This is a genomic window from Blastomonas sp. SL216 (genome assembly GCA_026625625.1).
GTDB lineage: Bacteria > Pseudomonadota > Alphaproteobacteria > Sphingomonadales > Sphingomonadaceae > Blastomonas.
Genome location: CP113055.1, coordinates 3182566 through 3206361, shown reverse-complemented (window position 1 = coordinate 3206361; position 23796 = coordinate 3182566). Strand labels below are relative to the sequence as shown.

The following is a 23796-nucleotide window of genomic DNA, read 5'->3' as shown; positions in this document are numbered from 1 at the left end:
CTCCCGCAGGCGGGAGGGGAAAGCGTGCTGGTGTCAGTCCAAGCCTCACAAGCCCAGCACGGTCTTGGCGATGATGTTCTTCTGCACCTCGTCCGATCCGCCGAAAATCGTCCAGGCGCGCGAGTTGAGATAGCGGCCCGCAGCCATCTGCGCCTCGACGCTGTCCACCGGCTCGGGCGCCTCGTTGCCGTAGAGCGGGCGTTCGGCGGGCAGTTGCAGCCCGGCCAGGCCGTGAATGTCCATCGCCAGCGTATCGAGCTCCTGCCGCAGGTTGGCGGAGAACAGCTTGACCAGCGAGGTCTGCGGCCCCGGCGGGCGGCCCTTTGCGATCTCGGCCAGGATGCGCAGCTCGCTGATCTCGAACGCGCGCGCGCGCAGCCGCAGCGAGGCGAGCTTACGCGCGATTTCCGGATCGTGGACCAGCGCACCGTTGGTGCCGCTGGCCACGCGTGCGGCAGCCATTGTCAGCGCGTCGATATCGGCGATCAGCTTGGGCGCAAAGCACGATCCACCGCGTTCGTTCTCGAGCAGGAACTTGGCGATGGTCCAGCCCTGCCCCTCTTCGCCGATGCGGTTGCCGACATGGCTCTTCGCATCATCGAGGAACACCTGGTTGACCTCGTGGTCGCCCGCCATGGTGACGATGGGGGTGACGGTGACGCCGGGCTGGTCCATCGGCACGAGCAGGAAGGTGATGCCGCGCTGCGCCGAGACATCCGGATCGGTGCGCACCAGGCAGAACATCCAGTTGGCGTAATGCGCGTGCGTGGTCCAGATCTTGGAGCCGTTGATGCGGTAGCTATCGCCCTCCAGCACCGCGCGCGTCTTCAGACTGGCGAGGTCCGATCCCGAGCCCGGCTCAGAATAGCCCTGGCACCAATAATCCTCTGCGCTGAGGATGCGCGGCAGGAAATGCGCCTTCTGCTCGGGCGTGCCGAAGCGGCAGATGACCGGGCCGACCAGCTTCAGCCCCAGCACCGCGAGCGCCGGGGCCCCTGCCAGCGCGCATTCCTTTTCGAAGATATAGCGCTGCACCGGGGTCCAGCCGGTGCCGCCATCTTCCACCGGCCAGTGGATCGCCAGCCAGCCCTTTTCGTGCAGGATGCGCTGCCATTCCAGGCCGATATCGGGCTCGACAAACACGCCCGGCGTGCGTTTTGCCCCTTCGACCAGCCGTTCGTTGAGATGCGATTTGAGGAAGCTGCGCACCTCGGCCTGAAAGGCGATCTCCTGGGGGGTGAAATCCATGTCCATGCGTCAAATCCCGCCATTTCCGGTCGCCCAGACGATGCCGCGGCGCAACAGTTCATAATAAACCGGGTAGTTCCACGCGCATTTTTCCGGATGCGGGTAGAAATCGGCCATGCCCGGCAGGTCATAATGCCCCCGGCAATGGCCGAGCGTATTGTACAATATGCCCCCCTGGCCGATGGCGCGGGTATAGATGACCGGCACCACGGTTTCGGGCCAATCGGCATCGACAAAGCCGGTCGCCTCGCCCTCGAAGCGGGTCTGGGCGAGCGTGCGAATATCGCTCACCTGCTTCATCAGATAGAGTTCGTCGACCACATCGAAATCGCTGATCCCGCGCGTCACGTCATGATCGCCGTCGACGATCTCCACCGTGAACGGCGCGCCGATCGGCGGGTGCGCCTTGAACTGCGTGCCCAGCATCTGCATCACGTCGGGCCGCTCTTCGGGGCTGTCCACCCCGGCATCGGTAAAGCGCAGGATCGAGTTGGTGCCGTGCAGCGCCAGCCAGCGGCCGCCGGCTTCAAGGAACGCGGCGATCGCCTGGGCTTCGGCCTCGCTGGGCATCAGGTCGCAGGTATAGGTGACGAGAAAGCGGCACGCGGGCAGCCGCTCGCCCACGCCGTTGTAACCATGCGCTACCGTGGTGCGGATGTTGTCATGCTCGGCGAGCAGCTTGAGCACCTCCAGCCGGGCAAAGTCGATATCGTGATATTTGCCCGCCGCGACGAAATGCGCATCGATCCGTTCTGCCATGGCCTCGTCCCTTCAGCTGCGGAAATGGCCGCCGCCATCGACGGTAAAGTCGACCCCGGTGGTGAAGCTCGCCTGGTCGGAGAGCAGGAAGACGATCGCATTGACCACCTCATGCGCCTCGCCGACCCGCCCCATCGGATGGTTGGCGGCGAACATGGCTTCGACCTCCTCATCGGTCCCCGGCAGCGCCTCCAGATAGCGTTCGAACATCGGCGTGCGGATCGCGCCGGGGTGCACGGTATTGGCGCGGATGGGCAGGCCCTTTTCGGCACAATCGAGCGCGATCGTCTTTGTGAGCGCGGTCACCGCCGCCTTGGACGCGCAATAGGCGGCAAAGCCCGGCCCCACACGCAGCGCCAGCATCGAGCCGATATTGACGATGGCCCCAGGCTCGCCCGCAGCGGCGATGGCGGGGATCGCCACGCGGCAGCCGTTGAAGGTGCCGCCAAGGTTGATGTCGATCGTGCGCTGCCAGCTGTCCAGATCGACATCGGGCACCGCGCCGGGCTCGGAGATTCCCGCAACGTTGACCAGGTGCGTCAGCTTGCCGAAGGTCGCCTGCGCGGCCTGCACCGCCGCTTCCCATTGCTTGAGGTCGCGCACGTCGAGCGCAACGGCCATGGCGCGTTCGCCGAGGTCGGACGCCAGCGCCTTGGCCTTGTCGAACTGCACGTCGCCCAGCACGACGCTGCCGCCTTCCTCCACGATCCGCCGTCCGGTCGCTCCGCCAATGCCTTCCGCCCCGCCCGAGATCAGCGCGACCTTGCCTTGCATCAATCCCATGATTCAGCGCTCCAAAATCGCGACGGCCGACAGGCCCGGCGCACCATAGACATGGCTGTACGCCGTTTTCGGGTTGCCGGGCACCTGCCTTGCCCCACCGCGTCCCCGCAGCTGCACCGTGTTTTCATAAACCTGGCGCAGCCCGGATGCGCCGATCGGCTCGCCGCATGCGAGGCAGCCGCCATCGGTATTGACCGGAAGCTGGCCGTTGAGCTCGGTGCGCCCTTCGGCAAACCACTGCTCCTGCTCGCCATCCTGGCAGAAACCGTTTTCGGCCATGTGCATGATTTCGGCGCCCGATTCGGTATCCTGCAGCTGCGCGACATCGATATCCTCCGGGCCGATCCCTGCGGCCTCGTACGCGGCCTTGCTGGCCAGCTCGGTCGGCTTGCCGCCGCGTTCGACGCTGATCGCGGGCGCGAATACCTCGAACGATCCGGGCGGGCGGGTGCGCACCGCGATGCTGGCGACCTTGACCCCGTCGGCACCCAGTTCACGCGCCTTTTTCTCCGAGGCGATGATGAGCGCGACCGCGCCCTCTGCGGGCGAGCAGAACATGTATTTGGTCAGCGGATCGTTGACCATCGGCGCATTGAGGATCGTGTCGAGATCGACCGGCGAGCGCCGCCAGGCATGATCGCACAAGGTGCCGTTGCGGAACGCCTTTTCCGCGACCTTGCCCAAGGTCTCGCGGCTGATGCCGTGCAGCTGCATATAGCGCTGGATCTTCAGCGCGAAGAATTGCGTGGTCAGCATCATGCCGGTTTCGCCATACCATTCGGGCAGGCCCCAATCGCCCGGCTTGGCGTTGAACGCACCGCGCGGGTGCTTGTCGAAGCCGACGGCCATGGCAATGTCGCACTGGCCAGAGGCGACGGCATTGCGGGCCGAGGCAAGCGCGCTGCCGCCGGTTGCGCAGCCGTTCGAGACGTTGATGAACGGCAGGCCGGTCAGGCCCAGCTCGTTGACCATGATATCGGCATTGCCCGCCGCTTCCGATCCGCCATAGGCGCATTCGATATCGGTCCATGCGAGCCCGGCGTCGGCGAGCGCCTGCTGCACGGCAAACACCCCCTGGTCGCGCCCCGACCGGCCATCGGTGCGCCCGAACGGATGGATGCCTGCGCCGATGATCTGGACCTGGGTCATGCGCCTGCTCCTGCGGGCTTGAAGGCAAAGGTGCTCCGGCCCGGTGCGAACTCGATCAGCACCAGCTCCATCGCCATGCCGAGCTTGAGATCAGCCAGGGCCGCTCCCGCGATGCGCGTTTCGACGATCACCTCGCCCGGCAGCTCTACATAGCCGATCAGGAACGGCGTGAAATCTTCGGGCCCCGCATAAGGCGGCGATTTGGGGCGGAAGTCCTGGCTGGTCCAGGACCATAATGTGCCGGTGCGCGACAGGGGTACCGGCGCAAAATGCTGCGCAGCATCGCCCTGCGGCATCGGGAAGACAATCTCGCCGGTCTGCGCGTTACGGCCGCCGATCAGGCACGGCGCGGCCTCGTCGGTCCACAGGCCCTCGGCCACGGGAAGGGCGGAGCTCATGCCGCAACCTTTATCGATGTCTGGGCATAGGCATCCAGCCCGCTGGCCGGATCGCCCAGCCATTGCGCCAGCAGCAAGACCCGTTTGTGCGCATGGCCAATCTCCAGCTCGTCGGTGGTGCCCATGCCGCCATGCAGCTGCACCGCCTCGCGCCCGATGCGCAGCGCGGCATCGGCGACAACCGCCTTCATCCCGGCTATTTCCTGCGGATCGCCCGAGGTCACGGCTGCGATCAGCGCGCTTTTCGCCTGATCGACCAGCGCATAGGCCTCGACCATCCGATGCTGGATTGCCTGGAAGCGCCCGATCGGCTGGCCGAACTGTTCGCGCTGGCGGACATAGGCCAGGGTATCGTCGAACAGCCGCTGCGCGAGGCCGGCCATTTCTGCTGCCGCCACCAACCGCGCAGTGGCAAGCGCCGCTTCGACCGCCGCCCAGTCGAGCGCGAGCCGCGCATCCTTCGCGACCTCGCAGCCCAGCAGCCGCACCTCGGCCGCCTCATTGCCATCGATGATGCGATAGCCCCGGCGGAACACGCCGGGCGCATCGGCGGCGACCAGAAACAGCGCCGGGCCAGTCTCGGTTGCCGCGCTGACCAGCAGCCAGTCCGCGGCCATGCCGCCCAGCACGAAGGTCTTTTCACCCTGCAGCACATGGCCCGCAGCACTTGCCTTGGCGGTGGTGCCGCGCGGGGTGGCGACATGCCGCGCTTCCGGCTCGAACATCGCCAGCGCGGCGATCGCCTCGCCCGATGCCAGCGCCGCCATCAGCGGATCGTCTTCCGCAAGGCCTGCGCCTGCGAGCAGCACCGGCAATACCGCATTTTCCAGCCAGTTGTCCGACGAGATGCGCTGACCAAAGCTTTCACCCACCGCGACCAGATCGAGCAGGCTGCTGCCCAGCCCGCCCCTGTCCTCGGGCAGTGCCATCGCGGTCAGCCCCAACTCGGCCATCGCCTGCCAGCGCGCGCGGTCTATGCCGCCGGGTTGCGCACGCTGTGCCTTGCGTGCGGCGATGTCGCTGGCGTCCAGAAAACGCTCGACCGAGGCGCGGTACAGCAGCTGGCTCTCATCATAGTCGAAATTCATGCGTGCGGCTCAAAACGGACGGGCACGGAAACGGGTCCGCGCAGCATCATGTTGGGAGGATAGGCGATCGCAGCCTCGTCGGTCAGCGTGAAGCCGGCAATGCGCGGCAGCAGTTCCTCGAACGCCACCGTCATTTCCTTGCGGCTGAGCATGTTGCCCACACACATGTGGATGCCGCGGCCAAAGGCGAGATGCGTGCGTGCGTTGGCGCGATCGGCCAGGAACCGGTCGGGCTGCTCATAACGTTCCGGATCGCGATTGGCCGAGGCATAGCGCATCATCACCATTGCCCCTGCGGGCAGGGTGACGCCGCCGAGTTCCGCATCCTGCTTCATCACCCGCCAGATGCCCGAAGATGCGCTGGCCAGCCGCAGGATTTCCTCGACCATGTTCGGAATGATCTTCGGGTCGGCCTTGGCCTTGGCGAGTTCGGACGGGTTGCGTGCCAGCAGAATGATGCCCTCGGCCAAGGTCGCGGTGGTCGTCTCGTTGCCCGCGACCAGCAACTGCTGCACGATCGACAGCAGCTCGCCATCATCGAGGGGGCGTTCGCCATCGATCTGGGCATGGACCAGATCGGACAGAAGATCGTCGGTCGGGCTGGCGCGCCGCAGGTCCATCTGCGCCTTGATCGCGTGCTGGAACTCCACCACCTCGCGCGCGCATTGCAGCTCGCGCTCTTTGGGCACCATGCCGCCCAGGCGATCGACAAAGCCATCGGTCCAGCGCTTGATCGTGGCCGGGTCCTCATGGGTGAGGCCCAGCTGTTCGGAGATCATGCGGATCGGCAGCGGCATGGCGAAATCGCGGACGAATTCGACTTCATCCTTGGCCAGCATGGCATCGATCAGGTCGCGCGCGATCTCGCGGATATGCGCTTCCAGCTTGTTCACGCGCGGCGCGGAAAAGGCGAGGTTGACCAGCTTGCGGAACCGGGTGTGCACCGGCGGATCGGCCGTCAGCAGCGTATCGACCTGCGGCCAGCCATGATCGAGGATTGCCTTGACCTCGGGGTCTTCGGACCGCGCGCCGGACAGCACCGCCTGGAAATTGTTCGAAAATTCGTCGGTGCGCGACGTCGCCTCGCTGACCAGCCTGTGGCTGAGCACCAGATACAACCCGCTCGCCTTGTCATGATAGACAGGCTCGGTCGGGATATGCTCCTGATAGAAGGCGAACGGATCGACCAGCACGTCCGGATGGAAAAAGCTCTGCTGCTCCGCCGCCACCGTCACCGCCTGCTCCCATGATTATGCTCTGCCATGCCACCGTCATAGCCCGCGCTCGCATCGGCCTGCGATAGGCGAAAATGCTAGGGCACGGCATGCAAGCATCAATAACGAAAATTGCGCAGTTTCTGTTATTCTGATAATCCGAAACCTGACTGACAGAAGGAATGACGGCGATGAATGTATCCATCGGTGAACGCTGGGAAGGGTATGTCGAGGCGCTGCTCAAGACCGGCCGCTACGGATCGGCAAGCGAGATCGTGCGCGAAGGCCTGCGACTGGTCGAGGAGCGCGAGGCCAAGCTGGCGGCCTTGCGGGAGACGATCGAGGCGGCGATTGCGGAGGATAAGTGGTACACGCTTGAGGAGGTCGAGGCGCAGCTCGATTCCGATCTGGCCGCCTGGGAAAATCAGCAGGCCGCCGAATGAAGCGTGCGCTGCGGATCAGCGCCCAAGCGAGCAAACAGCTACGGGAAATCTCGTCCTACATCCTTCGGGAAAGCGGCCATCCCGAACTGGCGCAAGCTTTTCGCAGGCGTCTCGTCGCCAAAGCGCGGCAACTGGATGAGCTGCCGGGAACGCTCGGCAGCGACAGGCCGGATTTGGGCGAGGGCATCCGTTCCACGCCAGTGAGCAACTATATCCTCACCTTCCGCTATACCGAGCAAAGCCTCGACCTGCCGGCCGTTCTCCACGCCAGCCGCGACATCGTCAGCCATTTCGACAATGACTGACGACCGACCGCTCAGCTATGCGTCATCACCCCGCCATCGGCGATGATGCCCTGGCCGGTGATGAAGCGCGCATCGTCGCTCGCCAGGAAGGCGATGACATCGGCAATATCCTCGGGTTGCCCGAGCCGCTTGAGCGCCGACTTGTCGCGATAATAATCCGCCGCAGCGCCATTCTCCAGCATGCCGCGCGTCATGCCGGTAACGATGCAGCCAGGCTGGACGCAATTGACGGTGACGCCGAACGGTCCCAGTTCCATCGCCAGCGACCGGGTAAAGCCCAGGATCGCGTGCTTGGACGCGGCATAGGCGCCCAGACCTGCATCGCCATAGCGCGACAGGATCGATCCTGTGTTGATCACCCGCCCCGCCTTGGAAGCCTTGATGAGATCGAGACAGGCCTTGGACAGCCGCGCCGGCGCCAGCAGGTTGACGTCGAGCCCGAACTGCCACTGGTCGTCGGTCAGTTCGTCGAGCGTACCCACCGGGCATACTCCGGCATTGTTGACCAGGATGTCGAGCCCGCCCAGCTGGCTCTCCGCCGCCGCCGCCAGCACCGCGATCGCCTGCGGATCGGCGAGGTTGGCGACATGGTTCAACGTGCCGGCCAGGCCATCGCCGCTGATGTCGCAGGCCAGCACCGTGGCTCCATCGGCCAGCAACCGCGCCACCGTCGCGGCGCCGATGCCCGATGCAGCGCCGGTGACCAGCGCCTTGCGTCCTTGAAGCCTGCTCATGCTCGTGTCTCTCCCGTTTTGTCCTGTGTAACGTAATCGAGCGCATTGGCCAGCACGCGCCGCACATGCGGATTGGCATAGGCGGCGGGGCCATCGCCAAATTGCAGATAGACCAGATGGCCTGAAGCGACCGGCCTGGTCCAGCCGACCAGATTGCTGCCAGCCGGGTGCGGCCAGGCAGAATTGTCGAACACGCGCCCAGCCACCGCATGCGCGGCCGAATAGAAATTGTGCGCAGCAAATTCATGGCTGGCACGGATCAGCGGTGTGACCTGATCTTCGAATATTTCCGCAAGATACAGTTCGTCGCACAGCGCAAAATGCTGCGGCAAGCCCTGCGTCACCGGGTGATCTGCGACCACGACCGCCTGATAGTCGACATCGTGTCGATAGCCCGAATCGAGACAGTCGCGCCCGTCCAGGCGCTCGGGCCGGTACAGGAACTTGCCGCCCAGCATCTGCGCCCATTCGGGCCAGTCGGCCCATCCGGCGAGCGCATGATGCAGCGCCACAGCACCCTTGCCGCGCGCGAAATGCGCCTTGATCGCGGCGACGAAGCCCGGCGAAGGCGGGCGGCTGGTGACGGTGCCATCGGCAAAGGTGAAGCCCGGCATATCGTAAAACAGCAACGCATCGGCTTGCGCTGCGGCCCCATCCGCCACCGCCGTTTCGGCATCGGGATGCACCAGATGCTCGACCTGCCACCCGCTCAGTCTGGCCAGCAGCGCAGCAAAGGGTGCGGCCTCATAGGGATGGCCGCCCGACAGGACCAGCAATCGGCGCACGCTCAGGCGATCTTCAGGATCATCTTGCCCTGATTGGACCCTTCGAACAGCCGCATGAACGCGGGCAGTGCATTGTCCAGCCCCTCGTCGATATGCTCGTCGACGATCAGCCTGCCGCCAGCCGCCCATTCACCCATCTTCGCCCCGCCCTCGGCAAAGCGCGCGACATAATCGGCGACCAGCAGGCCCCGGATCGAGGCGCGGTGGACGATGAGCTGCCACAGGTTGCGCGCGCCGACCGGCGTCGGGGCATTATATTCGCTGATCAGTCCGCACAGGCCGATGCGCGCGCCATGGCGCAGGTTCATCAACCCCGCATCCAGAATGTCCCCGCCGACATTCTCGAAGATCACATCGACGCCATCAGGCGCGACTGCGCGGATCGCGGCATCGAGCGCAGCCATGTCCTTGCCGCGATAGTCGATGGCATGGTCAAAGCCGTAGCGCTCGGTCAGCCGCGCGCATTTCTCCGCGCCGCCGGCAATACCGATGGCGGTGCAGCCCAGGATCTTGGCGATCTGACCGACCAGCGACCCGACCGCGCCCGCTGCGCCGCTGACCAGCACCACGTCCCCCGCCTTGGGCTCGCACACATCGAGAAAGCCGAAATAGGCGGTCATGCCGACGGCACCGAACAGCGACAGATAGTTGGTCACCGATGGCACGGCATGGGGATCGATCGGCTGGGTAAAGCCGCCCAGCGTGCCGATCGAATAGTCCTCGATCGCGTTCAGACCCATCACCCATTGGCCCTTGGCAAAGCCTTCGGCGCGGCTCTCTTCGACCACGCCGATCGTGGTCGCGCGCACCGGCGCGCCCAGCGGGATCGGCGGCATGTAGCTGTCCGCATCGGACATCCAGCCGCGCTGGGCAGGATCGAGCGAGGCATAATGGTTGCGGATCAGGAACTGGCCGTCTTCCAGGGCGGGCAAGGCGCTGGTCTCCAGCGCGAAATCCTCGGCCACCGGTGCACCGGCAGGGCGGCGCTTGAGAATGAACTGGCGGTTGCTGGTCATGGGCGTGGGTCTCCGTCCGAAAGCTTGCAAAAAAGGGATAGGTCAGTCCGCGCCGCGTCCGCCATCGACCAGCATCGCGGTGCCGGTCACCATGCGCGCGGCGGGGCTGGCGAGGAAGGTTGCGGCACTCGCTATGTCTTCTGCGGTGCCGACGCGCTGCAGCGCATTGCCGTCCATCACGAACGCCTTGACCGCGTCATTGTCGCCATAGGCGCCGGTGATCATCTCGGTATAGATGACGCCGGGGTTCAGGGAATTGACCCGCACCCTGGGGTTCATCTGCGCGCCTTCCAGCGCAGCAACGCGGCTGAAATGCGTTACCGCCGCCTTGGCCGCGCAATAGGCGGCGCAATCATCGAGCCCGATCAGCCCCGCGAGCGAGGAGATGTTGACGATCGAGCCAGCGCTCTTCGTGTCGCGCATCATGCGAAAGCCGTATTTGGTGCCGAGGACGACGCTCTCCACATCGGCGGTCCACAGCTCGCGGAAGTCGTCGAGCGTGGTGTCGGGCAGCGGCCTGGAGAAGAACGACCCGGCCGAGTTGATCAGCGCGTCGACCGAGGCGTGCCGGGCGGTGACCGCATCTGCGACCGCCGCCCAGTCGCTCTCTGACGTGACGTCGAAGCTGTGGAACTCCGCACTGCCGCCTGCCGCCTCGACCTGACGCACGGTCTCTGCCCCGCGCTCGGGATTGCGTCCGGTGGCGATGATGTGAAAGCCTGCCCTGGCGAGGCGCAGCGCGGTGGCGCGGCCGATGCCCGAGGTCGCGCCGGTGACGATGGCGGTGCGGGTCATGTCAGGCTCCATCCGCCATCGACCACCATCTGGGTCGCGGTCATGAACGAGGATTCCTCGCTGATCAGGAACAGGATGCTCTCGGCAATATCCTCGGGCTCCTGCGGAACGCCCAGCGGCACATCAGTCCAGTGCGCCGGATCGTTCATCGCGCCGGGCGGCAGCGCACCTTCGAGCAAGGGGGTGCGCGTGGGGCCGGGGCAGACCGCATTGACGCGGATCATGTCGCCCTTGCGCCCGACCTCGACGCCGACCGCGCGCGCCATATTGGCCATCGCCGCCTTGGCGACCGCATAAGCCGAGATGGCAGGCGCCGCGCAATTGGCCATCACCGATGCGGTCAGCACGATGCTGCCCGTGGCCGGCTGTACCCTGGCCTGGGCGCGCATCTGCGCCACCGCCTTTTGCAGCCCGATAAAGCTTCCTTCGACATGCACCTGATTGAGCTTGCGGAAGCGCGCGAGATCGAGGTTGATGATCGGCTCGTAGTTGACGAAGCCGGCATTGCTGACCAGCGCATCAAGCCGCCCGTGATGGTGCACGGCAGCGGTGATCGCATTGTCCCAATCGTCGGCGGAGGTGACATCGTGCCTCAACCCGATGCATTGGCAATCGGCGGCCACGCCCTGGATGCGCTCGCCATCCAGATCGGTGGCGATCACCCTGGCCCCGCGCTCGGCCGCCAACCGCGCGGTCGCAGCGCCGATGCCCGAGGCCGCGCCGGTGATGAGAACGACCTTGTCCTTGACGTCGAAAATCATGCGGTGAGGTCCAGTTCTATCATTCCGTCCTTCTCCTGCACCGGCCAGGTCCTGATGCCGCAATAGGCGGGCGGCCCCTTGGCCGCGCCGGTAGCAATGTCGAAGCGCGCGCCATGGTGCGGGCACAGCACATGCCCGCGCCTTACGCGTGCGCCGTCAAGCGGCAGCAGGGCGTGGCTGCACAGCCCATCGAGCGCGTGCAGCCGGCCTTCAGCATCGCGAACGATCAGATATGCTGCACCCTCATGCTGCAAAAACCGGGTGGTGCCGGGCGCAACATCGCAAGGAGTGACCGGGGTGAAAGCCATGGGTTCAGTGATGGCGTAGAACGGGTTTGCCCGCAATGCCGTGCTTGTCGTGCCGTGCATCTGCCAGCCTTCAACCACGCAGCACCTTGACCGGGATCGCGCTCTGCAGCGCCTGGCCGGTAATCGGATCGAAGCCGCTGGTTTCGCTCACCAGCCGGTTGGTGGAGCCGCCGCGCAGTGGAACCTGATCCGGTCCAAAGTCCGGATCGCCATAGCCATGCGCCATCGAGATGACCCCGCGGCGGAGCGCATCGGAGGCCTTGGCCAGCGCGTGCACCTCGCCATGCCGGGAGGCGATGCGGATCATCTCGCCATCGGCGACGCCAAGCCCCGCCAGATCATCGGGATGGATATGCGCCGGGTTGGTGGTGCGCTTGGCCTTGAGCGCGGACAGGTGCCCGCCGGTCGAATTGAACCGGTGGCGGCTGCGGCGCGAGATCAGCCGGAAGGGATAGCCCTGCGCCGCCGGATCGTCCCTGCCATAGCGCACCAGCTGCTCCGGCATCGCGCCTGCTGCCAGATCAAAGCGCGCCTCGTGCCCCGCTTCTGCCGGTTCGACGATGGGGTGCTTGTCGTCATAGATGACCGCACGGCCATCGGCGCTGTCGGCATGGACCTGGCTGGGCGGCACGACACAGCCGGCGACGGCCAGGTCGAGGAACGTCTCCTTGTCGGGACAGGCCTCCATCGGGCAGGGTCCGCCCGCCAGCGGCAGCCCGGTGCCCAGCCTTTTCGCCAGCCCCCAGAGCATCTCGTACTCGTCGAGCAATCCCTCAGGACGCGGCAGGATCGCCTCGGTATAGCGGGCATAGGGGATTTCATACCACCATTCGGACAGCGACGAGATGTCGTCGCGCTCCAGGCACATCAGCGGCGCGAGGATATAATCGGAGCGGCGCGCGGACACGCCCTCGCTGCGGATATCGACGCTGACGAACAGGTCGAGCGCGTCGATGGCCCGTGCCATCTTGTCCTGATCCGGGAAAGCCAGCATCGGGTTGCCGCCAATCGAGATCAGCGCCTTGATCTGGCCGGGGCCGGGCGTCAGAATCTCGTCCGCCAGCACGTTGCACGGCATTTCGAACATCAGATGCGTGAGGCCGCGGAAGCGCGAGGCGGGATAGCCCTCGCCCCAAAGCTTCATCGGCGGATTGACCTGCGCACGGCGCGGCGTCACCGGCGTGAAGATGCGCGGGATCGAGCTTTTCTCGCCCTCGCGGCAGAAGCGCCCGCACAGGATGTTGAGGCTGCTGACCAGATATTGGGTGAGCGTGCCATTGCCCGCCATTTCCGGGCCGGTGCCGGTACTGGCCGACCCCTTGGTGCCGCCGGCAAACATGCGCGCGGCGGCGACCAGATCGGCTTCGCTCACCCCGGCCCGCGCTGCTGCAACAGCGGGGGGAAAGCCCGACACGGCCTCTTTCAGCTCGGCATGACCATCGACATGGCCCTGCACGAACGCTTCGTCGTACAGCCGCTCTTCCAGGATCACATGGATCATCCCCGCCAGCAGCGCCGGGTCCTCGCCGGGCTTTACGGGCAGGTGGATATGCGCCAGCGCAGCGACATCGCTTTCCCTGGGATCGGCGACGATAAGCTTGAGCCCGCCCTCGATCGCATCGCGCAGGCGGCGCGAGGGCGAGAAGGGCGGCAGGCCTCCCGGCGGTCCGTAATGCGAGACAATGGGGTTGTTGCCGATGAAGAACGCGACATCGGCCTCGCCAAACACATGCCCGCCGCCCGACCAGCTGCCATATTGGGCGGCAGTATAGACCTTGGCCGGCTGATCCAGCGTGACGCTGGTATAAAAATGCCGCGTGCCCAGCCCTTGCGCAAACGCCATCCCCGAGGCGACCCCAGCGGAATTCTGGAACGCATAGGTGCCCGTATAGATCGCGACGCTATCGGGGCCGTGCTCGTCAATCAGTGCCCTCAGTTTCGCGGCGATCTCGTCCAGCGCCGCTTGCGTGTCGATCGGCGTGAAGCCGTCTGGCCCCTTTTTCTGCGACGCCAGAAGCCGCTCCGGGTGATGGTGCGCCTCGGGCAATTGCCGACCCTTGATACAGGTATAGCCGCCGAACACCGGGTCCTCCGCATCGCCCGACACACGCACCACGCGGTCGCCTTCGGTCTCCACCAGGATCGCGCAATTGGCATGGCAGAAACGGCAGAAGCTGCGCTGGACCGGCATGGTGCTGACCTCCCCTGGGCACGGTCCCGCGTGCCGCGCATGGATGCGCAGCATCGCAGCCGGACTCTCGGCCTGATGTCCCCAGCCTAGCGGTTGCCGTAGGGTCCGCGACTGTCATTTTTGACACTTGAGGCATTCCCGCCCTGCGATCATTTTCGCGCAACATAGGAAAAAGTGCGGGCCAAGCAGCCGCAGCATTGAGGGGAGGTTTGTGATGAAGGTGTCCACCTATCTGTCGGCTTCGACATTCGCCCTGGGGCTGGCCATGATGGCCGCGCCACAGGCGGCATTGGCCCAGCAACAGTCCGATCAGGCGACCAGCGGCGAGCAGGCGGAGGAAGGCGGGCTGCGCACCATCGTCGTCACCGCCCAGCGCCGCGAGGAATCGCTGCAGGCGGTTCCGGTCGCTGTTTCCGCCATCGACTCCGAGGCGCTTGCAACCGGTGCGGTGGACGACCTTCGCGATTTTGCCGGACGCGTGCCCGGCCTGGTGGTCGATCCGGTCAATGCCGGGCCTTCGGCTGCCGCCATCGCCATTCGCGGCATCAGCTTCGAGGATATCGAAAAGTCGTTCGACCCGGCGGTCGGCGTGGTGGTGGACGATGTCTTCATCGGCACCAATACCGGCCAGCTGCTCGACGCGTTCGACCTGGAATCGATCGAAATCCTGCGCGGCCCGCAAGGCACGCTGTTCGGCCGCAACACCATTGGCGGCGTCATCAACGTCCGCCGCAGCAAGCCGACCGGCGAATGGGGCGTGCGCGCCTCGATCGGCTATGCCGAATATAACACCGTGCGCGGCCGCCTGGTCGTCAACACCCCGATGATCGGCGACTTTCTCGCGTTCAAGGGCTTTTTCTTCTACGATAATACCGATGGTTTCCTGCGCAACGTGACGCAGGGCAACCGCCGCACCAACGAATATGAGGTGTGGACCGCCGGTATCACCGCGCTGATCACCCCCACCGACGATATCGAGGCGGTGATCACCTATGAACATATGAGTGAGGATGGCGAGGTTGCGACCGCGAGCGTCTCCAACGACCGCGACCTGATCTGCCTTCAGGTGCCGGTGCCGGGCGTCGGCCTGGTCCGCGCCTTCCAGATTCCGGGCAACCAGTGCAATCGCACGCCCACCAACAGCAAGCTGCTCTATCAGGTGTTCGGCAATATCCAGACGCCGGTGCGCAACAAGACCGACGCGATCAGCGGCACGATCAACATCGAGCTGGGCGATTTCACGCTGACCTCGGTCACCGGCTGGCGCAAGAACAACGAGAGCGTGCGGCAGGATTTCGACTCGGCGTCGATCAACTTCTTCGACACGCTGCGCATCCAGAATTACGAGCAGTTCAGCCAGGAAATCCGCTTTGCCGGCGATGTCACCGACTGGATGGACGTCGTGCTGGGCGCCTATTATTTCGACAGCACCTACACGTTGCGCCAGACCTCGTTCTTCGGCTTCTTGGGCCCCGGTGCAAGCGCCTTCCAGCTTTCGGTCGGCGATTCCAAATCCTATGCCGGCTTTGCCGATGCGCGCTTCAAGCTGTCGGACAATCTGACGCTGGGCGTGGGTGGCCGCTATACCAGGGACGAAAAGGCGCTGGTGACCAATTTCGCGCTCAGCCCGACCGGCGCCTGCCCGATCGGCTTTGCCGGGATCACCGCCGCCAATTGCCGCGGATCGGAGGATTTCGGCGAGTTCACCTATCGCGCCAGCCTGGATTACCAGTTCGATGACGGCCAGCTTATCTACGCATCCTACTCGCGCGGCTTCCGCTCGGGCGGCTTCAACGGCCGCGCAGCAACGCCGACCGCGATCGGCCCGTACCAGCCGGAAATCGTCGATGCCTATGAAATCGGCCTGAAGGCGGACTGGCTCGACCGCCGCCTGCGCACCAATATCGCGATCTTCCAGACCGATTATGCCGACAAGCAGGAAGAGCTGGTGCGTCCGACGGTGGCCCCGTTCAGCGCGATCCAGGCGCAGGAAACCATCGTGGAAAACGCTGCCTCGGCGCGGATCAAGGGTGTCGAGCTGGAAATCGTCGCGCTGCCGGCCGATGACCTGTCGTTCAACTTCTCGGCCACCTATCTCGATGCCAATTACCAGAATTTCGTGCGCGGCGGCGTGGACGTATCCGATCTCGACCTGCGCCGTGCGCCGAAATATGCCTGGTCCGCAGGGTTCGACTATACCCGGCCGATCGGCGATGGCGAATTCCGCTGGAGCACGATCTTCCGCTATGTCGATAAATACACCACCTGCATCGTCGCAGACTCGGCATTGCAGGCCCAGGGCATCATCACCAACGACCGGCGCTGCGAATCGTCCGAGCGCGAGATCCTGGATTCGACCCTGTCGTACAAGCATGACTTTGGCGGCGCGCAGGCGACCTTCAGCGTCTTCGGCCGCAACCTGTTCGACAATCGCGGCCTTTCGAGCACGCTGCCGGTGGCCGGGCTGTTCGCCTTTGCAGGGGTTCGTCCGCCCCGGCAGTTCGGCGCTGAGCTGATGCTCGAATTCTGATAGCCTCATCTCCAGCCCGCCGTCCTTCGCATGGGGCGGCGGGCTTTTTCCTGCAACGACCAACGGGATCGCAAAAGCTTCGATATGGCCAAGCCCTTTCCCCCGCATCCGTTCCTGCACGGGCACCATGCCCCCAACCGTTTCGAGGCCGATGCGCCTGACCTGGTGATCGAGGGCGAGATTCCGGATGATCTGGCAGGCGTGTTCTATCGCAACGGTCCCGAACCGCTGCACCCGACGCGCGGCGACGAGTATCACTGGTTCGATGGCGACGGCATGGTCTATGGCTTCTTCATCGAGAACGGCCGTGTCTCGATGCGCAACCGCTGGGTGCGGACCGAGAAGTTCGAACTGGAAAAGGCCGCAGGCGAGCGGTTGTTCGGCGTGTTCGGCAATCCGATGACCGCCGATCCCTCGGTCCAGGGCAAGCGCTACAACACCGCCAACACCAATATCATCGTCCATGGCGGAAAGCTGCTGGCGCTGATGGAAGGCGCGCCGCCGGTGGAGATGCACCCGCGCGATCTGAGCACTTTGGGCGAAGAGCATTATGGCGGCACCATCTCCACCACCTTCTCGGCGCATCCCAAGATCGATTATGCGACCGGCGAGCTGATCAATATCGGCGCGATGATCAACGGGCCGATGGGCGCTGCGGAAATCCGCTATGACATTATCGACCGCACCGGCGCGCTGACCCATAGCCAGATCATCCCCGTGCCGCACATGAGCCTGATGCACACGTTTTTCGTGACCGAAAACTGGGTGGTGTTCCCGGTGCTGCCGATCGACACCGATCTTGGCCGGTTCATGCGCGGGGGTCCGATGACCGCCTGGGTCAACGACCGCCCGTCCAAGCTGGCCGTCATGCCGCGCCGGGGCAGCGCCGATGCTGTCCGCTGGTTCGAATATGACCCGCGCCACATGTTCCACGAGCTCAATGTCTGGGAAGAGGACGGCAAGATCATCGCAGATGTCGCGGCCGCCAACGGCACCGCGCTGTTCCCCGACGAAACCGGGGTGCGCGCGACCCATTCAGGCACGCGCCAGAGCCTGCGCCGCTGGACGATCGACCTCGACGCCAACACAGACATGCTGCGCGAAGAGGTGTTGAACGAGCGCGACCTGCAGTTTCCGCGCCCCGACGACCGGCTGATGACGCGCAAGACGCGCCAGGCCTTTGCCAATATCAACCTGGAATCGCGCGATGCCCGGGCCGAGGGGCTCGATGCCGTGCTGCGCTTCGATACCGAGACGGGGGCGGAGGACATCTATCATTTCGGCAAGGGGGCAGCAGCAGGCGAGCTGATCTTCGCGCCGCGCCTGGGCGCGATAACGGGACCGGAGGGCGAGGCGGACGGCTATGCAATGACCCTGGTCCACCGCGCCAACGCGCCGGGCAGCGAGCTGGCGATCTTCCACGCGCGCGACATCGCTGCTGGCCCGGTGGCGCGGGTGCACATTCCCTTCCGCGTGCCCAGCGGCTTCCACTGCAATTTCTATCCTGCCGATGGCGATCTCTACGCCCGCGCCATGGCGCATTGAGTGCTGGCATGAGCATGATCGCCCAGATGGTCGCGCGCGGAGCGGCGGCGACCCCGGACAAGACCGCGCTGATCCAGGATGATGCGGCGCTGAGCTATGCCGCGCTCCATGATCTCACCTGCCGCTGCGTCGCGGCGCTGAAAGCCAGCGGCATCGGCAAGGGCGACCGGGTGGCGTTTCTCGGCCTCAACACGATGGATTATGTCATCCTGCTGATGGCCAGCTTGCGCATCGGCGCGGTGACGGTGGCGGTCAACTGGCGGCTGGTGCCGCGCGAGATCGCCTATATCATCCAGGATGCCGGCGCACGGTTCCTGCTCACGCAGCAGGCGGTGCTGGGCAATGCGCTGGCAGTGCGCGAGGAAGCGGACCTTGCCACCATCCTGCTGGGCGATGGCGAATTCGAGGGACGCCCCGCTTTCCGCGCCTGGGTGCAGGGCTTTGCGCCAGACGACAGCGTCGCAGAGCTTCAGCCGAGCGATGTTGCGGTCCAGCTCTATACCTCGGGCACCACCGGCCACCCCAAGGGCGCGCTGCTTACCCATGGCAGCCTCACCGCCTCGTTGAGCCAGGGCAGGAAGATCGGCGAGGATTGGGCGGCCTGGGTCAGCAGCGACGTATCGCTGGTCGCCATGCCGCTGTTCCATATCGGCGGCACGGCCTGGGTGATGCAGACGCTCAATGGCGGCGGGACCGGCGTCATCCTGGCGCAGCCCGATGTCGCGGTGATCATCGACACGGTGCAGAAGCACGGCATCACCAAGATGTTCGCGGTGCCTGCGGTGCTCAACATGATCCTCAATCATCCCGATGCCGCGGGTGCGGATTTTTCCTCGATGCGGGTGCTGCCTTATGGCGCATCGCCCATCCCGCTCGATGTGCTCAGCCGGTCGATGCAGATGTTCCCCAATGCGCAGTTCGTGCAGATGTACGGCGCGACCGAGACCAGCGGCACCATCGTCTACCTTCCGCCCGAGGACCATGATGTCGCCGGCACGCCGCGCATGGCCGGGTGCGGCAAGCCGTTCCCCGATGTCGAACTGCGCATCGTCGGCGAGGACGGGAAGGACCGCGCGCCGGGCGAAGTCGGCGAGGTCTGGGTCCGCGCGCCGCTCGTCATGGCGGGCTATCACAATCTTGCCGATGCCAATGCCTCCGCCTTTGTCGATGGCTGGTACCGCACCGGCGACGCGGCGTACATGGACGCGGACGGCTATCTCTATCTGTTCGATCGGGTGAAGGACATGATCGTCTCGGGCGGAGAGAATATCTATCCCGCCGAGGTCGAGAACGCGCTGCACCACCATCCTGCGGTGCGCGACTGCGCCGTGATCGGCGTGCCCGATCCGCGCTGGGGCGAGGCGGTGAAGGCCATTGTCGTGCTCAAGGCGGACGCGACGGTTGATGAGGCAGCGCTGATCGCCTTTGCCCGCACGCATATCGCCGGGTTCAAATGCCCCAAGAGCGTCGATTTCGTCGATGAACTGCCGCGCAACCCTTCGGGCAAGGTGCTCAAGAAGGAACTGCGCAAACTCTACTGGCAGGAGGGCGAGCGGCAGATCGGGTAAGCCCATCACGACAGAACCACCTCCGTTTGTCCCGAGCGTGTCGAGGGACCTGTGCACAACCCTTTCCGATAACGTCCCTCGACTTCGCTCGGGACAAACGGAGGGGACAGTTTTGAGAGAGGATAGAACATGACCACCACCCGCCAATGGCTGATCGCAGGCCGCCCGCGCGGCCGCCCGGTCCAGGACAGCGATTTCGAACTCGTCACGCGCGATCTGCCGCCGCCGGGGCCGGGCCAGATGCTGCTGAAGACGCATTATCTGGGCTTTGATCCGGCGCAGAAGGGCTGGATGGAGAATATCGCCGATTATGTCGCCCCGACCGAGATCGGCGAGGTGATGCGCGGATCGGGCATTTCCGAGGTGATCGAATCGCATGGCGGCAAGTTTCCGGTCGGCACGATGGTGATCGGATCGACCGGCTGGACCGAATATCACCTGTCCGATGGCGAAGGGCTGGTGCCGTGCGACCCCGAATTGCCGCCGACCGCGATGATGTCGGTGCTCGGCACCACGGGCCTCACCGCCTATTGCGGGCTGTTCAAGATCGGCAAGCCCGTCGCGGGCGATACCGTGCTGGTCTCCGGCGCAGCGGGTGCGACCGGATCGATCGTCGGCCAGCTCGCCAAGATCGCCGGTTGCCGGGTGGTCGGCATTGCCGGCGGCGCGGACAAATGCGCCTGGCTGGTCGAGGAAGCAGGCTATGATGCCGCGATCGACTATAAGGCAGGCGGCGTGCGCGAGGCGATCAGGCAGCATTGTCCGCGCGGCGTCGACGTGATCTTCGACAATGTCGGCGGCGCGATCCTCGATGACATGCTGGCCCAAATCGCGACGAACGCGCGTGTTGTCATCTGCGGCGGCATCAGCCGCTACGAGACCGGGCAGATGCCCGCCGGTCCGCAGAACTATTTCAACCTGATCTTCCGCCGCGCCACGATGACCGGGTTCATCGTGCTCGACTGGGCAGCCGAATTTCAGGTGATCCGCAAGCGGCTGGCCGGGTTCGTGAAGGATGGGCAGCTGGCCTATCGCGAGGACATCCAGCACGGCTTCGAGAACGCACCGCAGACGATGCAGCGCCTGTTCTCCGGCGCCAATCGCGGCAAGCAGATGCTGAAACTCTAGCGCCGGGGGCAAGTGGAGAAAGAGCGATGGCATCTGTCCCCCACGAAGCTGAGCTCAAGGCCATCGTCCAGGCGGTCTATGCGCATGCAGGTGCTGGCGAATGGGCGGCCTGCGAGGCGTATCTGTCGCCCGATCTGGTGATCTTCGAGGCCGATGGCCTGCCTTATGCCGGAGAATATCGCGGGCGCGATGCGCTGCGGCGGCTGCACGGGCAGGTCATGGCGCACTGGCACGAGCCGAGGATCGATTTCCATGCCATGACCGCGGGCGACGGGCATGTCGTCAGCCTGGTCACCTTTCACCTGACGTCCAGGGCCACCGGCAGAAGCGTGGCGATGCCGCTGGCCGAGTGCTTTCGAATCGAAAACGGGCAGGTCGCCGAGATCCGGCCCTTTTATTTTGACCCCGCCATGGTAGGCGCGCTGGACCGCTGAGCGGATTTGTCAGCCTACCTAATGCCGAAATGCGCAACTTTGTTGCGTCGCAGCATGCGTGACTCCCCAGAAAATCGCGTAATTTCAATCGCCACAATCGGGTTGAGTTTTATGCAACTACATCTGCAAAAATATCATTCGCAAATGCAGCATTTCGTATTGAAACCTATCAACCGCGCACTTAAATGGACGGCGTAAGAATACACGCCCGGATAAGGGCCAGTCCGTTCCCCCGCGATTGAAAGGAATGCTCCCATGAACCTTCGTTCCGCACTGCTCGGCGCCGTTCTCCTGGCCGCCACCACCGCTCCCGCCTTTGCGCAGGACGATGCCCTGATCTCCAAGAACCAGACCATCTACGACGCCGAAGGCAAGCGCGTCGGCAAGGTGACCCGCGTTCTGGAAGACGGCTCGGCTCTGGTCATCTACAAGGGCAAGGTCGTGCGTATCGGCGCTTCGACCCTGACCGCTGGCGACGGCAAGGTTTCGACCTCGCTGTCGAAGAAGGAACTTGCCCGTCTGGATTGATCTCTCTCCAATCCATGACACCCGAAAAGGCCGGGGAAGCGCACCGCTTCTCCGGCCTTTTTCGTGCATGCCCTGCGGTTCGTGCGGGTTGGGCCAAGCCTGCCGTAGCGTCGCACCGGACCCGTGCGCCCATGCCTGCCAAAGCCACTTTTCTTTTGGCTGCAAAGCCGCTTAAGGTTTTGGCATGAAACCCACCGGACCGTCTTCGCAAACCTATTTCTCGCAGCGGCTGCGGCTGCATTATGCCGATTGGGGCAATGAAGATGCCCCGCCGCTGATCCTGGTGCACGGCGGCGAGGACCATTGCCGGTCATGGGACTGGGTGGCGAGCGAGCTGCAGGCCGACTGGCACGTCATCGCGCCCGACCTGCGCGGTCATGGCGATTCGCAATGGACCGCCGACGGCAACTATCCGATCATGAACTTCGTCTACGACCTGTCGCAGCTGGTCGAGCAGTTCGGCTATGATCAGGTGACCATCGTCTCGCACTCGCTCGGCGGCAATACCGCGCTGCGCTATGCCGGGCTGTATCCGGAAAAGGTGCGCAAGATCGTCGCGATCGAGGGACTGGGCCCGTCTCCGAAGATGATCGAGGAGCGCAACGCCACCCCGGTGCACGAGCATTGGCGCAAATGGTATGCCGACAAGCGCGCCAAGGCGACGCGCAAGCACCGTGAATATGACAGCTTCGAAGAGGCTTTGTCGCGGATGCATGCCGAAAACAGCTATCTCACCGCCGGGCAGGCGCGGCACCTGTGCGAGCACGCGGTGATCCGCAACGAGAACGGCACCTATAGCTGGAAGTTTGACCCGCATATCCGCATCTGGCCGATCCTCGACATTCCCCCTGAGCACATGCATCAGCTCTGGCAGCGGATCACCTGCCCCACGCTGCTGTGCTGGGGCGAGAAAAGCTGGGCATCCGATCCAGAGGCCGATGGCCGGATGGAGCTGTTCCAGAACGCGCGGCTCGCCAAGTTCGCCGACGCCGGCCACTGGCTGCACCATGACCAGTTCGACCGGTTCATGGCCGAGCTGAAGGGCTTTTTGTGATGCAGCAGGCGAGCGATTTTCTCACTGAGTGCGACCGCATCCTAGGCATAGTCGCGCCGCTCGATGAAGCGACACTGGCGATGCCCACCGCGTTCAAGGGCTGGACGATCAGCGACGTCATCGGCCATCTGCACGTCTGGAACCAGGCCGCGCAGCTGTCGCTCAAGGACGAGGACGCGTTCAAGAATTTCATGCGTCAGGTCGGCGGCATCATCGCCAAGGGCGGGGACCTGAACAGCTTCGAGCGCGTCTGGCTCGACGGGCTGACCGGACAGGCGCTGGTTGCGGCATGGGCCGAGACCTATCGCGCGGTCGCCGCCGATTTCGCCGAAGCCGACCCCGCGCAGCGCGTGCCCTGGGCCGGGCCGAGCATGAGCGCGCGCTCCTCGATCACCGCGCGGCTGATGGAAAGCTGGGCGCATGCCCAGGCGATCTTCGACGTGCTGGGGGTGGATCGCGAGAACGGCGATGCGCTCAAGAATATCTGCGTTCTTGGTCTCAACACCTATGGCTGGACTTTCAAGAACCGCCGGATGGAGCCGCCCCAGCCCGTGCCGCAACTCCGCCTCACCGCGCCTTCGGGCGAATTATGGGTCTTCGGCGAACCGGCGGACGGCGAGCTGATCGAGGGCGATGCGGCGGAGTTCTGCCAGGTGGTGACGCAGACGCGCAACATCGCGGACACGGCGCTCAAGGTGACGGGGGTGAACGCGACGGCGTGGATGGCCATCGCGCAATGCTTCGCCGGCGCTCCGGTCGACCCACCTGCGCCCGGGGTGCGGCGGAAGGCCGAAGCATAAAGCCCCCCGCTCTCTCCCCTTTAGGGGAGAGAAACGAAGGATTGGCAGCTCTGCTGCCTAGCCGAAGTTGAGAGGGGTCAGCGATGGGCGGATTTGTTCAGCAAGGGCAGCGCAAGCCCCCCTCCCAACTCTCCCCCCTGCAGGGGAGAGGGCGATAAGCTCCGGCCCCCTGCGCGCGACCGCGCACCCACCACCAACCCCTCCCTTGCAGGGAGGGGAACGCGCATCGCGC

24 protein-coding genes are annotated in these 23796 nt (G+C 64.8%); 10 read left to right on the top strand and 14 right to left on the bottom strand.

The window, feature by feature from the left end:
- Positions 1-45: 45 nt before the first annotated feature.
- The 7 genes from OU999_15210 to OU999_15180 are packed head-to-tail and all read right to left on the bottom strand — an operon-like array spanning position 46 to position 6660.
- Positions 46-1254, bottom strand: coding sequence for an acyl-CoA dehydrogenase family protein (locus tag OU999_15210; protein WAC23074.1), 1209 nt, complete (start codon positions 1252-1254; stop codon positions 46-48).
- Positions 1255-1257: 3 nt separating this feature from the next.
- The gene (locus OU999_15205) at positions 1258-2007 is read right to left on the bottom strand and encodes a ThuA domain-containing protein (protein ID WAC23073.1); all 750 of its coding nucleotides are present in this window, start codon (positions 2005-2007) and stop codon (positions 1258-1260) included.
- 12 nt (positions 2008-2019) lie between these two features.
- The gene (locus tag OU999_15200; GenBank protein ID WAC23072.1) at positions 2020-2790 is read right to left on the bottom strand and encodes an SDR family oxidoreductase; all 771 of its coding nucleotides are present in this window, start codon (positions 2788-2790) and stop codon (positions 2020-2022) included.
- Positions 2791-2793: 3 nt separating this feature from the next.
- Entirely contained in the window at positions 2794-3939 is a 1146-nt protein-coding gene (locus OU999_15195) for a thiolase family protein (GenBank protein ID WAC23071.1), read from the bottom strand.
- Positions 3936-4337 carry an OB-fold domain-containing protein gene (locus tag OU999_15190; GenBank protein ID WAC23070.1) on the bottom strand — a complete coding sequence of 134 codons (402 nt, stop codon included), beginning with the start codon at positions 4335-4337 and terminating at the stop codon, positions 3936-3938. Before OU999_15190 ends, OU999_15195 begins: the two co-directional genes overlap by 4 nt.
- Positions 4334-5425, bottom strand: a complete 1092-nt coding sequence (locus tag OU999_15185) for an acyl-CoA/acyl-ACP dehydrogenase (protein WAC23069.1) — start codon at positions 5423-5425, stop codon at positions 4334-4336. Before OU999_15185 ends, OU999_15190 begins: the two co-directional genes overlap by 4 nt.
- Positions 5422-6660 carry a cytochrome P450 gene (locus OU999_15180; protein ID WAC23068.1) on the bottom strand — a complete coding sequence of 413 codons (1239 nt, stop codon included), beginning with the start codon at positions 6658-6660 and terminating at the stop codon, positions 5422-5424. Before OU999_15180 ends, OU999_15185 begins: the two co-directional genes overlap by 4 nt.
- A gap of 170 nt (positions 6661-6830) precedes the next feature.
- Between OU999_15180 and OU999_15175 the strand changes: the two genes are divergently transcribed.
- Entirely contained in the window at positions 6831-7082 is a 252-nt protein-coding gene (locus OU999_15175; protein WAC23067.1) for a type II toxin-antitoxin system ParD family antitoxin, read from the top strand.
- Positions 7079-7387 carry a type II toxin-antitoxin system RelE/ParE family toxin gene (locus tag OU999_15170; GenBank protein WAC23066.1) on the top strand — a complete coding sequence of 103 codons (309 nt, stop codon included), beginning with the start codon at positions 7079-7081 and terminating at the stop codon, positions 7385-7387. The genes OU999_15175 and OU999_15170 overlap by 4 nt, the downstream gene beginning before the upstream one ends.
- 11 nt (positions 7388-7398) lie before the next feature.
- Here the strand turns inward: OU999_15170 and OU999_15165 are convergent, their stop codons facing one another.
- The 7 genes from OU999_15165 to OU999_15135 all read right to left on the bottom strand — a co-directional run bounded on the left by OU999_15165 (position 7399) and on the right by OU999_15135 (position 13977).
- Positions 7399-8121, bottom strand: a complete 723-nt coding sequence (locus tag OU999_15165; GenBank protein ID WAC23065.1) for an SDR family NAD(P)-dependent oxidoreductase — start codon at positions 8119-8121, stop codon at positions 7399-7401.
- On the bottom strand, positions 8118-8906 hold the full coding sequence (locus tag OU999_15160; protein WAC23064.1) for a ThuA domain-containing protein: 789 nt from the start codon (positions 8904-8906) through the stop codon (positions 8118-8120). Before OU999_15160 ends, OU999_15165 begins: the two co-directional genes overlap by 4 nt.
- A 2-nt stretch (positions 8907-8908) precedes the next feature.
- Complete coding sequence (locus tag OU999_15155) at positions 8909-9922, bottom strand: NADP-dependent oxidoreductase (protein WAC23063.1); 1014 nt, start codon at positions 9920-9922, stop codon at positions 8909-8911.
- Between the two features lie 42 nt (positions 9923-9964).
- Entirely contained in the window at positions 9965-10717 is a 753-nt protein-coding gene (locus OU999_15150) for an SDR family NAD(P)-dependent oxidoreductase (protein WAC23062.1), read from the bottom strand.
- The gene (locus OU999_15145; GenBank protein WAC23061.1) at positions 10714-11478 is read right to left on the bottom strand and encodes an SDR family oxidoreductase; all 765 of its coding nucleotides are present in this window, start codon (positions 11476-11478) and stop codon (positions 10714-10716) included. The genes OU999_15150 and OU999_15145 overlap by 4 nt, the downstream gene beginning before the upstream one ends.
- Entirely contained in the window at positions 11475-11786 is a 312-nt protein-coding gene (locus OU999_15140; GenBank protein WAC23060.1) for a Rieske (2Fe-2S) protein, read from the bottom strand. Before OU999_15140 ends, OU999_15145 begins: the two co-directional genes overlap by 4 nt.
- A gap of 70 nt (positions 11787-11856) precedes the next feature.
- A complete protein-coding gene (locus OU999_15135; protein WAC23059.1) occupies positions 11857-13977 on the bottom strand; it encodes a molybdopterin-dependent oxidoreductase in 2121 nt (706 codons plus the stop codon).
- 214 nt (positions 13978-14191) lie between these two features.
- Between OU999_15135 and OU999_15130 the strand changes: the two genes are divergently transcribed.
- From OU999_15130 to OU999_15095, 8 genes are all read left to right on the top strand, one after another.
- Complete coding sequence (locus OU999_15130) at positions 14192-16507, top strand: TonB-dependent receptor (protein ID WAC23058.1); 2316 nt, start codon at positions 14192-14194, stop codon at positions 16505-16507.
- A gap of 84 nt (positions 16508-16591) precedes the next feature.
- Entirely contained in the window at positions 16592-18052 is a 1461-nt protein-coding gene (locus OU999_15125) for a carotenoid oxygenase family protein (GenBank protein ID WAC23057.1), read from the top strand.
- A gap of 8 nt (positions 18053-18060) precedes the next feature.
- Positions 18061-19620 (top strand): long-chain-fatty-acid--CoA ligase, encoded by a 1560-nt coding sequence (locus OU999_15120; GenBank protein WAC23056.1) that lies wholly within the window; start codon positions 18061-18063, stop codon positions 19618-19620.
- Between the two features lie 129 nt (positions 19621-19749).
- A complete protein-coding gene (locus OU999_15115) occupies positions 19750-20748 on the top strand; it encodes an NADP-dependent oxidoreductase (GenBank protein WAC23055.1) in 999 nt (332 codons plus the stop codon).
- A 26-nt stretch (positions 20749-20774) separates the two neighbouring features.
- Positions 20775-21182 carry a nuclear transport factor 2 family protein gene (locus OU999_15110; GenBank protein WAC23054.1) on the top strand — a complete coding sequence of 136 codons (408 nt, stop codon included), beginning with the start codon at positions 20775-20777 and terminating at the stop codon, positions 21180-21182.
- A gap of 255 nt (positions 21183-21437) precedes the next feature.
- Complete coding sequence (locus tag OU999_15105; protein ID WAC23053.1) at positions 21438-21710, top strand: hypothetical protein; 273 nt, start codon at positions 21438-21440, stop codon at positions 21708-21710.
- 184 nt (positions 21711-21894) lie between these two features.
- Positions 21895-22764: an alpha/beta hydrolase gene (locus OU999_15100; GenBank protein WAC23052.1), complete on the top strand. Its 870-nt coding sequence runs from the start codon at positions 21895-21897 to the stop codon at positions 22762-22764.
- A complete protein-coding gene (locus tag OU999_15095) occupies positions 22764-23564 on the top strand; it encodes a TIGR03084 family metal-binding protein (protein ID WAC23051.1) in 801 nt (266 codons plus the stop codon). Before OU999_15100 ends, OU999_15095 begins: the two co-directional genes overlap by 1 nt.
- Positions 23565-23796 lie beyond the last annotated feature (232 nt).

What these genes read in the sequence shown, in the direction of transcription:
- OU999_15105 (WAC23053.1), top strand. Translation starts at nt 21,438, where the DNA reads ATGAACCTTCGTTCCGCACTGCTCGGCGCCGTTCTCCTGGCCGCCACC.
- OU999_15125 (WAC23057.1), top strand. Translation starts at nt 16,592, where the DNA reads ATGGCCAAGCCCTTTCCCCCGCATCCGTTCCTGCACGGGCACCATGCC.
- OU999_15135 (WAC23059.1), bottom strand. Translation starts at nt 13,977, where the DNA reads ATGCCGGTCCAGCGCAGCTTCTGCCGTTTCTGCCATGCCAATTGCGCG.
- OU999_15100 (WAC23052.1), top strand. Translation starts at nt 21,895, where the DNA reads ATGAAACCCACCGGACCGTCTTCGCAAACCTATTTCTCGCAGCGGCTG.
- OU999_15185 (WAC23069.1), bottom strand. Translation starts at nt 5,425, where the DNA reads ATGAATTTCGACTATGATGAGAGCCAGCTGCTGTACCGCGCCTCGGTC.
- OU999_15200 (WAC23072.1), bottom strand. Translation starts at nt 2,790, where the DNA reads ATGGGATTGATGCAAGGCAAGGTCGCGCTGATCTCGGGCGGGGCGGAA.
- OU999_15210 (WAC23074.1), bottom strand. Translation starts at nt 1,254, where the DNA reads ATGGACATGGATTTCACCCCCCAGGAGATCGCCTTTCAGGCCGAGGTG.
- OU999_15110 (WAC23054.1), top strand. Translation starts at nt 20,775, where the DNA reads ATGGCATCTGTCCCCCACGAAGCTGAGCTCAAGGCCATCGTCCAGGCG.
- OU999_15095 (WAC23051.1), top strand. Translation starts at nt 22,764, where the DNA reads ATGCAGCAGGCGAGCGATTTTCTCACTGAGTGCGACCGCATCCTAGGC.
- OU999_15145 (WAC23061.1), bottom strand. Translation starts at nt 11,478, where the DNA reads ATGATTTTCGACGTCAAGGACAAGGTCGTTCTCATCACCGGCGCGGCC.
- OU999_15140 (WAC23060.1), bottom strand. Translation starts at nt 11,786, where the DNA reads ATGGCTTTCACCCCGGTCACTCCTTGCGATGTTGCGCCCGGCACCACC.
- OU999_15115 (WAC23055.1), top strand. Translation starts at nt 19,750, where the DNA reads ATGACCACCACCCGCCAATGGCTGATCGCAGGCCGCCCGCGCGGCCGC.
- OU999_15190 (WAC23070.1), bottom strand. Translation starts at nt 4,337, where the DNA reads ATGAGCTCCGCCCTTCCCGTGGCCGAGGGCCTGTGGACCGACGAGGCC.
- OU999_15175 (WAC23067.1), top strand. Translation starts at nt 6,831, where the DNA reads ATGAATGTATCCATCGGTGAACGCTGGGAAGGGTATGTCGAGGCGCTG.
- OU999_15165 (WAC23065.1), bottom strand. Translation starts at nt 8,121, where the DNA reads ATGAGCAGGCTTCAAGGACGCAAGGCGCTGGTCACCGGCGCTGCATCG.
- OU999_15205 (WAC23073.1), bottom strand. Translation starts at nt 2,007, where the DNA reads ATGGCAGAACGGATCGATGCGCATTTCGTCGCGGCGGGCAAATATCAC.
- OU999_15130 (WAC23058.1), top strand. Translation starts at nt 14,192, where the DNA reads ATGAAGGTGTCCACCTATCTGTCGGCTTCGACATTCGCCCTGGGGCTG.
- OU999_15155 (WAC23063.1), bottom strand. Translation starts at nt 9,922, where the DNA reads ATGACCAGCAACCGCCAGTTCATTCTCAAGCGCCGCCCTGCCGGTGCA.
- OU999_15120 (WAC23056.1), top strand. Translation starts at nt 18,061, where the DNA reads ATGAGCATGATCGCCCAGATGGTCGCGCGCGGAGCGGCGGCGACCCCG.
- OU999_15195 (WAC23071.1), bottom strand. Translation starts at nt 3,939, where the DNA reads ATGACCCAGGTCCAGATCATCGGCGCAGGCATCCATCCGTTCGGGCGC.
- OU999_15150 (WAC23062.1), bottom strand. Translation starts at nt 10,717, where the DNA reads ATGACCCGCACCGCCATCGTCACCGGCGCGACCTCGGGCATCGGCCGC.
- OU999_15170 (WAC23066.1), top strand. Translation starts at nt 7,079, where the DNA reads ATGAAGCGTGCGCTGCGGATCAGCGCCCAAGCGAGCAAACAGCTACGG.